Annotated in this window: 14 protein-coding genes; 3 read left to right on the top strand and 11 right to left on the bottom strand. The window is 43.0% G+C overall.

The window, feature by feature from the left end:
* From gspJ to gspC, 8 genes are read right to left on the bottom strand one after another with little or no spacing between them, the layout of a single operon-like run.
* Entirely contained in the window at positions 1 to 606 is a 606-nt protein-coding gene (gene gspJ / locus PULV_RS12590; protein ID WP_086744847.1) for a type II secretion system minor pseudopilin GspJ, read from the bottom strand.
* On the bottom strand, positions 603 to 1001 hold the full coding sequence (gene gspI, locus PULV_RS12585) for a type II secretion system minor pseudopilin GspI (protein ID WP_086744848.1): 399 nt from the start codon (positions 999 to 1001) through the stop codon (positions 603 to 605). Before gspI ends, gspJ begins: the two co-directional genes overlap by 4 nt.
* Positions 1001 to 1576: a prepilin-type N-terminal cleavage/methylation domain-containing protein gene (locus PULV_RS12580; RefSeq protein ID WP_086744849.1), complete on the bottom strand. Its 576-nt coding sequence runs from the start codon at positions 1574 to 1576 to the stop codon at positions 1001 to 1003. Before PULV_RS12580 ends, gspI begins: the two co-directional genes overlap by 1 nt.
* A gap of 29 nt (positions 1577 to 1605) precedes the next feature.
* Positions 1606 to 2031: a type II secretion system major pseudopilin GspG gene (gene gspG / locus PULV_RS12575; RefSeq protein WP_193331887.1), complete on the bottom strand. Its 426-nt coding sequence runs from the start codon at positions 2029 to 2031 to the stop codon at positions 1606 to 1608.
* 38 nt (positions 2032 to 2069) lie between these two features.
* Positions 2070 to 3287: a type II secretion system inner membrane protein GspF gene (gspF, locus tag PULV_RS12570; protein WP_193331886.1), complete on the bottom strand. Its 1218-nt coding sequence runs from the start codon at positions 3285 to 3287 to the stop codon at positions 2070 to 2072.
* Positions 3287 to 4774: a type II secretion system ATPase GspE gene (gene gspE / locus PULV_RS12565; RefSeq protein WP_176365202.1), complete on the bottom strand. Its 1488-nt coding sequence runs from the start codon at positions 4772 to 4774 to the stop codon at positions 3287 to 3289. Before gspE ends, gspF begins: the two co-directional genes overlap by 1 nt.
* On the bottom strand, positions 4767 to 6836 hold the full coding sequence (gspD, locus tag PULV_RS12560) for a type II secretion system secretin GspD (protein WP_193331885.1): 2070 nt from the start codon (positions 6834 to 6836) through the stop codon (positions 4767 to 4769). The genes gspE and gspD overlap by 8 nt, the downstream gene beginning before the upstream one ends.
* Before the next feature lie 27 nt (positions 6837 to 6863).
* Positions 6864 to 7799, bottom strand: a complete 936-nt coding sequence (gene gspC, locus PULV_RS12555) for a type II secretion system protein GspC (RefSeq protein WP_193331884.1) — start codon at positions 7797 to 7799, stop codon at positions 6864 to 6866.
* 235 nt (positions 7800 to 8034) lie between these two features.
* On the opposite strand from gspC, the gene hslR reads away from it, so the two are divergent.
* The 3 genes from hslR (at position 8035) to PULV_RS12540 (ending at position 11116) form a co-directional block, all read left to right on the top strand.
* Positions 8035 to 8445, top strand: a complete 411-nt coding sequence (gene hslR / locus PULV_RS12550) for a ribosome-associated heat shock protein Hsp15 (RefSeq protein WP_193331883.1) — start codon at positions 8035 to 8037, stop codon at positions 8443 to 8445.
* Between the two features lie 13 nt (positions 8446 to 8458).
* Positions 8459 to 9307 carry an Hsp33 family molecular chaperone HslO gene (hslO, locus tag PULV_RS12545; protein WP_086744855.1) on the top strand — a complete coding sequence of 283 codons (849 nt, stop codon included), beginning with the start codon at positions 8459 to 8461 and terminating at the stop codon, positions 9305 to 9307.
* A 267-nt stretch (positions 9308 to 9574) separates the two neighbouring features.
* The gene (locus PULV_RS12540; RefSeq protein ID WP_086744856.1) at positions 9575 to 11116 is read left to right on the top strand and encodes a phosphoenolpyruvate carboxykinase; all 1542 of its coding nucleotides are present in this window, start codon (positions 9575 to 9577) and stop codon (positions 11114 to 11116) included.
* Positions 11117 to 11204: 88 nt separating this feature from the next.
* Here PULV_RS12540 and envZ read toward each other — a convergent pair whose 3' ends face one another.
* The 3 genes from envZ to greB all read right to left on the bottom strand — a co-directional run bounded on the left by envZ (position 11205) and on the right by greB (position 13901).
* The gene (gene envZ / locus PULV_RS12535) at positions 11205 to 12506 is read right to left on the bottom strand and encodes a two-component system sensor histidine kinase EnvZ (RefSeq protein WP_086744857.1); all 1302 of its coding nucleotides are present in this window, start codon (positions 12504 to 12506) and stop codon (positions 11205 to 11207) included.
* A 76-nt stretch (positions 12507 to 12582) separates the two neighbouring features.
* Positions 12583 to 13308 carry an osmolarity response regulator transcription factor OmpR gene (gene ompR, locus PULV_RS12530; protein ID WP_140372860.1) on the bottom strand — a complete coding sequence of 242 codons (726 nt, stop codon included), beginning with the start codon at positions 13306 to 13308 and terminating at the stop codon, positions 12583 to 12585.
* A gap of 119 nt (positions 13309 to 13427) precedes the next feature.
* Positions 13428 to 13901, bottom strand: coding sequence for a transcription elongation factor GreB (gene greB / locus PULV_RS12525; protein ID WP_086744858.1), 474 nt, complete (start codon positions 13899 to 13901; stop codon positions 13428 to 13430).
* Positions 13902 to 13912 lie beyond the last annotated feature (11 nt).

Raw genomic sequence — 13912 nt, 5'->3', positions numbered from 1 at the left:
TTATTTCTCACCACTGCCAGGCACTAAAAATAAACGCTTAATTGGCTGCATATCTTTTATTGTGATTTCTATCGCCACAGCCAAGGGCAATTCTTTGTTTTGCCACTTTTCAAGCCACTTACCTTTGTTATCTCGATAAGTCACTTTAAATTCTTCGATATTGTTTAATAACACGTGTTTGCGAGGCTCGCTGTTATCAAGGCTATCAACGTACACTTTATAAATACGCTCTAAGTTATCATCAAATACACGGTACCCAACCGCTTGGAGTTCACTGCGGGGTAATAAATATGCCGGATTGCGCCACCCTTCGCGAACAAAGCCCACTCCATCAAATTGGCTGTCGAGGAGATTTCGACCCGCGATTAAATATTGTTCGGCTGAATCACCGGCCTCATTACGACCGATACGACGCGAAATTTGGCTAAAATCTTGTTCCATAAGTCGAAATGTTGTTTGCAACCCTTCAAGCTCAGCAATGGTCTGTTCCGATAGCTCATTTGTTCGTAGCGATGTTTGGAATATTTGATGTGTGGCCACGACAATGAACCCCAAAATGCCCAGTGCAACCATCACTTCTAGCAAAGTAAACCCGCGCTGCTTCATTTGCCTCCCGTGAAGACAAAAGTCGATAAATCGTAAACGGATTCGGTTAGTGCTTCGTCGCGGTAGATAAATACTCGCACCTCAACAAAGCTATTCACTTCACTTTTGGTGACTTCTTGTTGCCAGTACCACGTTTGCCCAGCCATTTCTTCTTTGCCTTTGGCTTTATTGCGAGCCGGCCATTCATTGCCTTGCGCCATAATTTCGACTAACTGGTTTTCTGCGACCCACGAGGCGTAAGCTTGTTCTTCAAGGGTTGATAAATGATTGATGTGCTCACCCGATACTTGCATCGCCGCAATACCCGCCATAGCGCATATGCTTAGGGCAACCAGCACTTCAAGTAAGGTAAATCCTCGACTGCGAGAGGGAAGTAAAACAGGTGGGAAACGCATTATTCAGGCTCGCGTCGCAGAGAAACTGGGGCCATAAATTCACCTTCAATTAAAAAAATAGGCTCACGCTTCTCTTTGATTGAAAACACTAGAGAGAAAGGACTGATTTCTCCAGAAGACAAAATGATCACTTGAGGAATTTTCATTTTTTCCAACTCCAAAAAACTCTCTTCATCTTCCGCATCAATAAGCTCTCGCCAGTCGACTTGCTCGAGTAAATTATCTTGAGCCCAAGGTAAATCATCTAAAGTGAGCTCAACCTCAAGGACTGGCTCGAACTCAAAAGCTTTAAACACTTCTTGCTCTGCTGCTTGCTCAAACGGCAGCCATTTTTCACCATCAAACGCTAAAAATTCAAATTTGTTTTTATCTAAGTGAAAACCCAACTCAACTTGATTAAGTACAGCAAAATCTGCAGCAAGATTAATCAAAGTGTGTACGCGTAACGATTGTTTTTCTAATAACTCTTCATCACCATCGCTGATGGTGTACACCACCAAGTTGGTCGCAAAAGCAATAATCACCAGTACGACTAAAATCTCGATTAAGCTAAATCCAACTTGGCGTTTTTTCATGAACGACTACTTATCTTTAGATAAAGAGCTTAACGTTGCTCTTCATCACTCCAGTTACCAATATCATCTTCAGTGCCAATCTTCCCATCTGGTCCCATCGATAAAATATCAAACTTGCCACGTTCACCCGGGCTAAGCAGCTGATAAGGGTTACCCCACGGATCTTCAGGCAGTGATTCAATAAAACCACCGTCAGGAAAACGCTTAGGTACTGGGTCGATATTACTCGCAGTCACTAACGCTTCGAGCCCTTGCTCTGTACTTGGATACGCTTTATTACGCAGCTTATACATGCTCATTGCATCTTCAAGTTGCTGGATATCTAAGCGAGCCTTATCTGCAGCTGCTTCTTCTTGCTGACCCATGATGTTCGGCGCGACGATAGCCATAATCATGCCAATGATGACTAATACCACCATCACTTCGAGTAATGAAAATCCACTTTGTTTTCGCATAAAAATACCTCTTTTACTGTTTTTAATTGCGTTTGGTTTTATAAACCAATCGCTTTATTCATTGCCATAATCGGTTGCAATATCGCCATCACGATAAACAACACAATCACCGCCATACCTGCAATCATGGCGGGCTCTAATAACTTAAGTGACACACTTACTAATGTTTCAAATTCTCGGTCTTGATTATCGGCCGCTCGCTCTAACATCTGCTCCAGTTCACCCGACTTTTCGCCACTTGAAATCATGTGCAGCATCATAGGAGGGAATAACTTAGTTTCTGTTAACGATGCCCGTAGACTCGCACCTTCACTGACTCGAGTCGACGCACCAGCCACCGCTTCACGAATCCGTGAGTTCGACAGTACTTGACCCGAAATGCGCATACCTTCCAATAACGGTACCGCCGATGAAGACAAAATACTCAATGTTCGCGCAAATCGCGCAGTATTCACGCCGCGCGCAACTTTGCCAATTCCCGGTAATGTCAGCAATTGACTGTCATACCAATAACGAACCTTAGGCTTTTTCAACGCTTGTTTAATGCCCACAACCATTGCCACTATGAAAATCAATGAAATCATCCAGTAATTTTGCACAAAATGACTCGCCGCCATGACCCATTCGGTCGTCCAAGGAAGCGCTTGTTTAGATTTTTCGAACGTTTTTAAAATCTTAGGCACCACAGTACCCAGCAAAATCGCCACAATACCAATTGCAAATACCACCAGCACGGTTGGATACACCATCGCTTGGGTGATTTGACTGCGCATATGCTGGCGCTGTTCCGTGTAATCAGCAAGGCGATTTAAGACTTGATCTAAGTGACCTGACTTTTCGCCAGCGGCCACCATGGAGCGAAACAAATTATCAAAAATATGCGGAAACTCAGCCAAACCATCAGCCAAGCTGTAACCTTCGACAACTTTTGAGCGTACCGCCATTAACATGCGTTTTAGGCGTGGTTTTTCGCTTTGCTCAGCCACCGCTAAAACAGCCGCTTCAACGGGTAATGCCGATTGGATCAACGTTGCCAATTGACGAGTAATTAACGCCAAGTCTGAGGTCGAAATACTGGTTTTAAAGAAACCTTGCCGTGCTTGTGCTTTTTCTTGATCCGCCGCTTGATTGATTTCGAGTGGCGTCATACCTTGCTCACGGATCATCTGGCGAATTTGCTTGGCTGTATCCGCTTCAAGAATGCCTTTTTTGGTTTTGCCTTTTTTATCCAGTGCCTTGTATTCAAATGCCGCCATTAGACTTCCTCTCTGGTAACCCTGAGTACTTCTTCTAATGTGGTATCACCGGCTAATACTCGTGCGCAGCCATCTTGGCGAATACTTGGAGTGTGCTTGCGAATGTACTTTTCAACGGCTTGTTCACCTTTACCGTTGTGGATGAGTTCACGAATGGCTTCATCAACAATCAAGAGTTCGTGGATACCTGTTCGACCCCGATACCCATTGTGATTACATTTTTCGCATCCTACTGCGCGGAAAATTTTGGTTTGCTGACCAAAAGGAACGCCTAACAATTTGCATTCTTTTTCGTCGGCCAAATGGGGTTCTTTACAATCTTTGCACAGCGTACGCACTAACCGCTGCGATAACACACCAAGTAAAGATGAAGACAGCAAGAAAGGCTCAACCCCCATATCTTCCATCCGCGAAATCGCACCGGAGGCGGTATTGGTATGTAAGGTAGACATCACTAAGTGACCCGTTAACGACGCTTGCACAGCGATTTGTGCGGTTTCTAAGTCACGTATTTCACCGACCATTACCACATCAGGATCTTGACGTAAAATCGCCCGTAAACCACGAGCAAAGGTCATATCCACTTTAGAGTTAACTTGTGTCTGACCGATACCTGGGATCTCATATTCAATCGGATCTTCAACGGTGAGAATATTGCGATCGCGTGAATTAATCTCGGTTAAACCGGCGTACAAGGTGGTGCTTTTACCAGAACCTGTTGGGCCAGTCACCAATATAATGCCATGAGGTTTACGGATAAGATCAGCGTATCGCTCACGGTTTTGCTTCAGCATGCCGAGATCTTCAAGATTAAGACGAGCATTATTCTTATCTAATAAACGCAACACCACACGCTCACCGAAGCTCGAAGGCATGGTCGAAACCCGCACATCAACCGCTCGACCTGCAATCCGTAAGCTAATACGGCCATCTTGTGGGATACGTTTTTCAGCAATATCGAGCTTCGCCATGACTTTTATTCGCGAAACCAATAAAGACGCTAACTTACGATTGGGCTTGAGGACTTCTTTAAGTACGCCATCAACACGAAAGCGGATCACTAAGTCTTGCTCGAAGGTTTCGATATGAATATCAGACGCACCTTCTTTAATCGCTTCGCCGAGCATCGCATTGATTAACTTAATGATTGGCGCATCATCTTCGCCCGCTAACAAATCTTCTGTTTGTGGCATTTCTTCAGCAAGGGAAAATAAATCCACTTCGTTGCCGATGTCTTCCATGATTTGCTGGGTTTCTGAGCTATCACGTTGATAGACAGATTCTAGCAGCAACTCAAACTTATCATCGGTTAAGGCTTCGATTTTAAATTCATTGCCTGCAACACGACGCACTTCTAATAACGTGTCGCTGCGAATATCACCATGGCAATATAAAACATAACCCGACGCTTCTTGTGCGAGTAATACACCAAAGCGCTTTGCAAAAGAAAATGGCAAGCGCTTAATTAAGCCCACTTGCTCAGTCATCTTTTTTCTCTTGTAGTTTTTTGTTTTCTGAATGCAAATATTGCTCATAAGTTGGTGGCAAAATAAGCTCGTCGTTCCATTCAGGCAAGACTGGTGTCGTTGATGCTGGCATTAAATCGATACCATCATCTTTTTGTTTTTGTTGCTCAGTGCGAATGTAGTTGTATTTACTATTGCTAAGCTGATTCATGGTGGCACTATCGCGCACAATCGTTGGGCGAATGAAAATCAATAAGTTACGTTTTCTGCGGCTGGTATTAGTTGATTTAAACAAGTGACCTAAGATTGGAATATCACCTAATAATGGCACCTTAGAGACACTTTCTTGCACGTCTTCATCAATTAAGCCACCCAGAACCACCATTGCACCGTCATCAGCGAGCACTGTGGTGGTGACTTCACGTTTATTAATCGTAATATCAACTGCTGTCGCGCCACTGACACTCGAGACTTCTTGCTCAATCGTAAGCTGTACCGCACTGCCATCGTTGATTTGTGGTGTCACTTTAAGCTTGATACCGACTTCTTGACGTTCAACTGTTTGGAATGGATTTGAATTATTAGTACCAGTTTGAGAGCCAGTAATAATCGGCACTTCTTGACCAACAATCATTGAGGCTTCTTCGTTATCCATAGTGGTCACTGAAGGTGTTGCGAGAATATTCGAGTTTGTATCTGTTGATACCGCTTGAATAATCGCGCCCCAGTCGCCTTTGGCAAAACCTAGCGCTAAACCATTCACGCCGCCAAGCAGACTTGCTAATGCGGTCAAATCGCCTTCAACAGTTTTTTCGATAGGTGTAACATTACCAGTATCACCACCAATGACATTGTCGGTAATGGTTTTATCACGCGCAAGCTGGCCTGCGACCGCTAAACTGCCCACAGGTACTGTTGTACCATTGTTAAATTGCAGCATGCCACCTTTTTCATTAATCCACTGCATCCCTAGGTTGACGCCATCGCCTTCGTACACTTCAACAATGATTGCCTCAACCAAGACTTGCGCACGGCGCATATCCAATTTGGCGATCACTCCTTCTAACGAGCGCATAATGTCTGGCTGGGCTGTAATAACCAGTGAATTTGAATTAGGGTGCGCTTCAATACTGATATCGTTGCGATTGCGGCTAGAGGCTTTAGCTGCTGTTTTTTGCTCATCAGCAATGGTTTTACTGACCCCTTGCAACACTTTAACTAAGTCTTCTGCTTTGGCATAGTTGAGGTAGAAAACCTTGGTATTGCCTTGATTCTCAAGTTCATTATCAAGACGTTTAATTAGGGTAATCGCACGTTCACGAGCTTGGCTTTCACCACTCACTATCACACTATTGGTTCGCTCATCGGCCACTACTTTTGGAATCAAAAAGGCAGGGACATCGTTTTTACCTGTGGCAGGTTTATAAATATTATCAACTACAGAGACCACATCAGCGGCAGTTGCATATTGCAGTTTCACAATATCAACTTGTTGATCACCCGCTTGGTCAACTAAACGGATAATTTCAACCAAACGATTTACCGATGACGCATGACCCGTCAGCATCATTACATTTGAAGGGTTGTAGTTGGTGACATGGCCACCATCTTTTTGGTCGCTAAACTGGCGAATTAACGGGCCGAGTTCTTGAACGTTGACATTTTTAACTTGTACAACTCGAGTAATCAGCATATCCCCTTGTACTTCGGACTCATCGCCCAGTACAGGTACACTTGATTTCTTCGCATCAGAACTTTTCTTTACTTTAAGAATACCGTTATCCATTTCGACAGCGGCAATACCATGTACTTCAAGTACATTTAAGAAAAATTGATAATAAAGCTCTTCATCCATTAAAACATAGCTGCGGACATTGATTTTACCGCGCACATTTGGATCAATAATAATGGTTTTATTCAGATTCTTACCAACGATATTAATAAACTCATTAATATCCGTGCCTTTGAAATTAGCCGAATACTGAACCGCCATGGCTGAACAAGAAATACCCGCAGCAATAAACAGCGCAGTGTATTTTGCTAACCCCTTTTTGATTTTTTTTAGGTGTAGCAAGTGATTCATTACTTATAAACTCCGAATCTTATTGTTTTATTCAAGGCTAAATTGCACATCAATTTGCTCTCCATCTCGTTCGATAGTGATGCTAGCTGATGTGGCGCTTCGCAATTCGTTAATTGCGGTCATCGCTTGTTTCATATCAGTGAGCGCATACCCATTAATAGAAGTGGCCAAGTCATTTGCTTGTAATCCCATGCGATTAAATAGTTCTGGATCTTTGCCTGGACGCAGGCGATAGCCAACTAATTCACCGCCATTTCGCTCTGGTGAGACCTGGATATACTCAAAGAGCTTACCAGGTTCATCCATAATCTCGTCGCGCGTTTCGCGCAGCTCTTCTTGGACACCTTCATCCTCAGTCGGCTCAATGACGCGCATGTCATCATCTTCAACTGGGGTTAATCTTGAGCGAGGTGCGTCTTGATGACGAGTTGACGCAAGTGTTTTACTAAATTCGATGCCATCCAGCATTAAGGTTTCAAAGCCGCTGTTGACTTGCAAAATCACCCGATCAGCAAATACTTGCTTCACTTGCGCGCGAGTACCCTTCACCACATCACCCGACTGGTAGGTTTCTTGTGCGCCTTGGCTTTCGATGATCGCAAGCCCGGCTTGATCATCTAAATTAACCGCTACAACACCTGTTAAACTAATGCTCAAGCGAGTTTCAGGGGCATTATTAATCACTTTAGGTTGTTCGACCTTGACCACAGGTTTGGCTGATACCGAGCCAAATAAATTTTGATCTGTGACTGAGCGACTATTAAACGCTGAGGTAGATGAAGAAAGACTGGCTTGTGGTGGCGAAATCACAGGTCCTTTAGCCGGAGTGGGCACAACCAACCAAACAAATTTTGCAGCTAAAAAGGCCAAGTAAATCAGAATGATCACGACCACACTTTGGCTGATTTTTTGCTCTGGCAACTTCGCAACTAGTTTTTTTAATTGTTCTAATTTAACTTGCATGACCTGCTGTATTTTTATAATAAAAAGCCCATCAATAGTACCCTTTCAACTTTAATACAACAAGCGCACTCATGTGAATTATGGTGACACGGGCCATGTCACAGTTATTAAAGTGCCATCAAAGGCTTGTATTTCGGGGTACAGAGCAGAAAATGCGCCGATGAGTGTCACTTTTTTTATCGTGCAAACTATGCTACCTTTCGCGCAAATTTCACCCAGCTGATTGATAGATATTGTGGCTAAAATAACCAAACAGTCAGATAAAGATGACAACAGTGTACGCTTAGACAAGTGGCTTTGGGCTGCACGATTTTATAAAACCCGATCATTAGCGCGCGAAATGATTTTAGGTGGTAAAATTCATTATAATGGTCAACGATGCAAACCCAGCAAAGTAGTCGAAGTGGGTGCCATCATCAAAGTCACGATGGGGCCCGATGAAAAAACCATCACGGTATTAAAACTCTCTATGCATCGGCAAAAGGCCGACATTGCTCAGCAACTTTATCAAGAGTCTGAGCATAGTATTAAAAAACGTGAAGAAACCAGTTGGGCAAGAAAGAACAATAGCTTCTTTTCACCCAGCCCAGATCACAAACCCGACAAAAAGCAGCGTCGTACATTAATTAAATTTAAGCAAAGCTAGGTAACAGATAATCATGCAACACGATTTACTTCATCGATATATATTTGAAAAATTAGATGCTCGCGGAGAGCTTGTTCAAATCGAGCAAACGTTCACTGAAATGTTGGCTGGCCATAATTATCCCGCACCGGTTAAGCAATTACTGGGCGAGCTATTGGTGTCGACTTGTTTGCTGACTGCCACCTTAAAGTTTGAAGGAGACATTGCGGTTCAACTACAAGGTGATGGGCCGGTTAAATACGCTGTTATTAATGGCGACAACAACCAAAACATGCGTGGTATTGCCCGAGTCACTGGTGAAGTGACCAAGGGCGGAGTCAGCAACTTAATCGGTAATGGTTACATGGTCATTACCCTCACTCCGGTGCAAGGTGAGCGCTACCAAGGTGTCGTGCCACTGACTTCTGACTCGCTAGCCGAATGCCTTGAAGGGTACTTCAAACAATCAGAGCAGCTAAGTACACGCATGTGGATTGCCACAGACATTGAGCAAGATAGATTAAAAGCCTCAGGTTTATTGTTGCAAACGCTACCTGTGACCAACAATAAAGAAAAATCAGCCGATGACTTCACTCATCTCGAAGCGCTTAGTAATACTATTAAAGAAGATGAATTGCTCAATCTTGATGCAATGACCTTGCTTACACGTCTCTACCACGAAGATAACCCTGAAGTCTTTGAGCCGCAGCCGATTAAATTCCAATGTACGTGTAGCCGTACGAAAACCATGACCGCTCTAATCAATGTTGGATTAGAGCCTTTATTAGAAGATATCGAAAAAGACGGCAAAGTAACTATTTCATGTCATTACTGCTTAAAAGACTATGAATTCAATGAAAGTGAAATCCGCGGTTTGTTTTAGACAATAAGATGCCCTTTATTCACCTTTGAAAAAAATCGAGCTCAGCTCGATTTTTTTATATTTAACAATGACACCGGTATCATAATTTCAGGCAAAAAAAATGACACCGGTATCATGAAAAAAATCACATTAAATCTAGGGAAAATAGGCTTTTTAGCCACTTTTAACGGTCGTATATCCCTACTTGTTCTGTTACTATTTAGCTGACTTTTTAATCTCATGATTTATTGAGTTACCCGTTCAATCTCTCACATTTTAGGTATACACATGACTTCAAGCGCTACTCGTTTTGTTGATTTAACAGTTGCAGAATTAGTTGAACACGCCATCGCCCGAGGTGAAGGTACCCTAGCAGCAAATGGTGCATTTGTTGCAAATACAGGTCGTCGTACTGGCCGTTCTCCAAAAGATCGTTTCATTGTGCAAGAGCCAAGCACACAAAATGACATTCAATGGGGCAACGTTAATCGTCCTTTCGATGCTGAAAAGTTTGATGCGCTATGGGCACGTGTAGAAACACACGTACAAGAAAACAACCACTTTGTCTCTCACCTTGAAGTCGGTGCTGATCCTGAGCACTACTTACCCGTGGTTGTCACAACTGAAACAGCATGGCACCATGTTTTTGCAAACAACATGTTTATCAAGCCTGAAAAATACAATGTGTCTGATTTACCACAATGGCAAGTGATGAATGTTCCTTCATTCGTCTGTGACCCAGAGCGTGATGGCACCAACAGTGACGGCACAGTCATCATCAACTTTGCACAACGCAAAGTATTATTAGCGGGCATGCATTACGCAGGCGAAATGAAGAAGTCGATGTTCTCTGTACAAAACTTCCTTCTTCCAGCTAAAGGTGTATTACCTATGCACTGTAGTGCAAACGTTGGCGAAGCTGGCGACACTGCATTGTTCTTTGGTTTGTCTGGTACGGGTAAAACAACTTTATCTGCTGATCCTACTCGCTTCCTTATCGGTGATGACGAGCACGGCTGGGCACCTGGTAGCGTCTTTAATATCGAAGGTGGTTGTTACGCTAAATGTATCGACCTTTCTCAAAAGAACGAGCCAGTTATCTGGAACGCAATTAAGTTCGGCACTATCTTAGAAAACGTCGTATTAGATGAAAACCGTGTACCTGATTTCAATGATACTAGCCTGACTCAAAACACGCGTGCAGCTTATCCCCTTGAGCACGTAGAAAAACGTAAAGTTGAAAACCGCGCCGGCGAGCCAAAAGCTGTTGTGTTTTTAACTTGTGATGTAAGCGGTGTATTACCTCCAGTGTCTGTACTTTCTGAAGAAGCTGCGGCTTATCACTTCTTAAGTGGTTACACAGCAAAAGTAGGTTCAACTGAAATCGGTTCAACGTCTGACATCGAGTCAACATTCTCTACTTGTTTTGGCGCGCCATTCTTCCCACGTCCTGCAGGCGTTTACGCAGAATTATTAATGAAGCGTGTTCGTGAGTTCGGTGCAAAAGTTTACCTAGTAAATACTGGCTGGACTGGTGGTCCTTACGGTACTGGTAAGCGTTTTGATATCCCAACAACTCGTGCAGTGATTGAAGCAATCGTTTCAGGTAGCTTAAACGGTGTTGAAACACAACATATCGACATCTTAAACTTAGATGTGCCTGTTGCTGTTGAAGGCGTTGATAGCCAGCTTCTTAACCCAGTTAATACTTGGGCAGAACCGGCGAAATACGTTGAGTACGCACAAAAGCTTGCAACTGATTTCTCTGAAAACTTCGCACAATACGATGTATCAGATGCAATCAAACAAGCAGGCCCTAAAGCTGAGTAATCTCACTTTAGCCTAAATACCAAAAGCCCGTAAAATACGGGCTTTTTTGATCCAATTAAACTCTGTTCGACCTGATAAAAAACATCACTTAGTGCTTAAACAAAAAACTCACCTTTGCTTCTAACCCACCTTCTGGCAAGTTTCTAAGTGTAACTTTTCCCTGATGCATATCGACAATCCGCTTAATGATTGCCAGGCCTAAACCACTGCCTTCACTACCTCGGGCTAAATCACCTTGTGTGAAAGGCTGAAAAACCCGCTCTAACTCATTCTCTGGGATCCCAGGCCCTTTATCTTGCACTGCGACAAACGCATATTTTTTGTTTTTTTCAATCCCTGTCACAACATGAATATCACCATCAGAATAACGCAACGCATTTTCAATCATATTGGTGATAACACGCTTAATGGCCACATGACTCAACGGCACATTCGCAATGCTGTCATTGAGGTCCGAAGTGATCGTTCGGTGATGCTGTTGCCCTGAGCTAATAACTTCTGCTACCAACGCATTGAGATCCTCTGATTGTAAGTCAGCCAGCTTATGATGGCGCAAATACTCAATAAACTGATCAATAATCGCATTCATATCTTCGATATCTGCAATGATCCCATCACGAAGATAATCTTCATTTTCAGCCATCATTTCTGTCGCCAAACGGATTCGGGTTAGCGGCGTTCGTAAGTCATGGGACACACCCGCCATTAATAAGCGTCGATCTTCTTCAAGTGCTGCAATCCCTCGGGACATTTGATTAAAGGCTTTTGTTACTTCAATGACTTCTGTTGAGCCTTGTTCTTTTACTTGTGAAGAAAAATCCCCCACAGCGACTTTCATTGCAGCTTGCTGGAGCTCTTTCAAAGGCCGATTAAGGTGGGTTGCAAATAACCACCCACCCAACACACTGAGCACACCAATACACGCCAAATAAAAAGACAAAAACTCAAGATTAGTTTCTTTAAATCCCATCAGTGGCACCCGCACCCAATAACCGGGCATTTGGGGTGGCTCAACCCAATAAACCAATGTATCTGATTGACTAATACGAACATGCGACTGTCCACCGAGTTGCTCGGTCATAATACGTGACAACATTGGGTATTCTGATGCAAACTCCAACCCTTGCTGCATCGCATCGTACTCACTGAGCACTTCTACACCTGTGGCCTCATAAAATTTTTGCGAAATATCCGCAGAAACTTCAACGCCATCTTCAACTCCAATGAACACCGTTTTAACTTGCTTTGCGAGCATCAAATTAACTTGCTCTATGGTTGGTTTGACCACATAAAACGTCACTGATATGTAAGACACAATCTGATTAATCAGCAGTAAAGCGCCGACTAAAAAAACAGTTTGCCCAAATGCACTACGTGGAAATATTCGCATAGAATCATCACTAAAAAATTAAGTGGTAGAACGCAAAAAGGTGAACCTTAGTTCACCTTTATCAATAAAATCAGAGTTATTTATCACCGTCAGGCACAAATACGTAACCTAAACCCCAAACGGTTTGAATATATCGAGGGCTTGCAGGGTCGACCTCAACCATTCGACGCAAACGCGATACTTGCACATCAATACTGCGCTCAAGTGCACTGTAATCGCGACCTCGGGCCAAATTCATCAACTTATCGCGACTCAATGGCTCTCTTGGGTGTGTTACTAAGGCTTTTAGAACCGCAAACTCACCACTGGTCAGCGAAATCACTTCATCCCCTTTGCCCATTTCTCGGGTCGCTAGATTTAAAGTAAACTCACCAAACGTAATCAAGTTTTCTTCTGCGGTTGGTGCTCCTGGCACATCTTTAGAACGACGTCTTAATATCGCTTTAATGCGTGCGAGTAATTCACGAGGGTTAAACGGCTTTGGAATATAATCATCTGCACCAAGCTCTAAGCCAATGATACGATCGACTTCATCACCTTTTGCAGTAAGCATCACAATAGGAATGTCATTCTCTTTTTGTCTCAAGCGACGACAAATAGATAAGCCATCTTCCCCTGGTAACATTAAATCTAAGACCAACAAATGAAAATTCTCACGCTCTAACAAACGATCCATCTGTTCAGAATTAGCGGCTGAGCGAACAATGTATCCCTGTTCAACCAAATAGCGCTCTAATAGACTGCGAAGACGCATGTCATCATCAACAACTAAAATTTTGGTAGTTTCATGTCCCATAGTCATAATTATTTATTCTTATTCAAGTTATGATTTTAATATAAAAGAAATAGCACAAATTAAGAAAGTGTTTTCGCGATAAGATTGTTACACAAAGTTTCAACCTACGCTTATTTAAGTACTGATTATTTATAACGAATTGCCACTATGTAATATTCAGATACGCCTGCAGCAGAACTAAATTCAAATTCATCATCGACTTTTTTACCTAAAATCGCTCGTGCAAACGGCGAATCGATACTTAATTTTCCTTGGCGCAAGTCGAATTCATCAGGCCCAACTAATTGATATTCAATCTCCTCTTCAGCATCTTTCTCAACGGTGACAAAAGCACCAAAATACGCTTTTCCTTCTTGCTGAGGTGACGGATATACAACCTGTAATTCTTCAAGTCGTTTATTTAGAAAACGAACGCGACGGTCGATTTCTCGCAAGCGTCGTTTACCATAAATGTATTCTGCATTTTCTGAACGATCGCCTAAAGCTGCTGCTTCAGACACTGATTTAGTGATCCGTGGCCGCTCTTCTTTCCACAAATAGCGCAGCTCTCTTTCAAGGCAATCATAGCCTTCTCGTGTGATATAATTGGACTTCTTCATAGTGAATAGAG

It is taken from the genome of Pseudoalteromonas ulvae UL12, assembly GCF_014925405.1.
Taxonomy (GTDB): Bacteria; Pseudomonadota; Gammaproteobacteria; order Enterobacterales; family Alteromonadaceae; genus Pseudoalteromonas; species Pseudoalteromonas ulvae.
Note: the sequence above shows the minus strand (reverse complement) of the source record. Positions and strands in the feature narration are given on the sequence as shown.

What these genes read in the sequence shown, in the direction of transcription:
- gspJ (WP_086744847.1), bottom strand. Translation starts at nt 606, where the DNA reads ATGAAGCAGCGCGGGTTTACTTTGCTAGAAGTGATGGTTGCACTGGGC.
- gspI (WP_086744848.1), bottom strand. Translation starts at nt 1,001, where the DNA reads ATGCGTTTCCCACCTGTTTTACTTCCCTCTCGCAGTCGAGGATTTACC.
- PULV_RS12580 (WP_086744849.1), bottom strand. Translation starts at nt 1,576, where the DNA reads ATGAAAAAACGCCAAGTTGGATTTAGCTTAATCGAGATTTTAGTCGTA.
- gspG (WP_193331887.1), bottom strand. Translation starts at nt 2,031, where the DNA reads ATGCGAAAACAAAGTGGATTTTCATTACTCGAAGTGATGGTGGTATTA.
- gspF (WP_193331886.1), bottom strand. Translation starts at nt 3,287, where the DNA reads ATGGCGGCATTTGAATACAAGGCACTGGATAAAAAAGGCAAAACCAAA.
- gspE (WP_176365202.1), bottom strand. Translation starts at nt 4,774, where the DNA reads ATGACTGAGCAAGTGGGCTTAATTAAGCGCTTGCCATTTTCTTTTGCA.
- gspD (WP_193331885.1), bottom strand. Translation starts at nt 6,836, where the DNA reads ATGAATCACTTGCTACACCTAAAAAAAATCAAAAAGGGGTTAGCAAAA.
- gspC (WP_193331884.1), bottom strand. Translation starts at nt 7,799, where the DNA reads ATGCAAGTTAAATTAGAACAATTAAAAAAACTAGTTGCGAAGTTGCCA.
- hslO (WP_086744855.1), top strand. Translation starts at nt 8,459, where the DNA reads ATGCAACACGATTTACTTCATCGATATATATTTGAAAAATTAGATGCT.
- PULV_RS12540 (WP_086744856.1), top strand. Translation starts at nt 9,575, where the DNA reads ATGACTTCAAGCGCTACTCGTTTTGTTGATTTAACAGTTGCAGAATTA.
- envZ (WP_086744857.1), bottom strand. Translation starts at nt 12,506, where the DNA reads ATGCGAATATTTCCACGTAGTGCATTTGGGCAAACTGTTTTTTTAGTC.
- ompR (WP_140372860.1), bottom strand. Translation starts at nt 13,308, where the DNA reads ATGACTATGGGACATGAAACTACCAAAATTTTAGTTGTTGATGATGAC.
- greB (WP_086744858.1), bottom strand. Translation starts at nt 13,901, where the DNA reads ATGAAGAAGTCCAATTATATCACACGAGAAGGCTATGATTGCCTTGAA.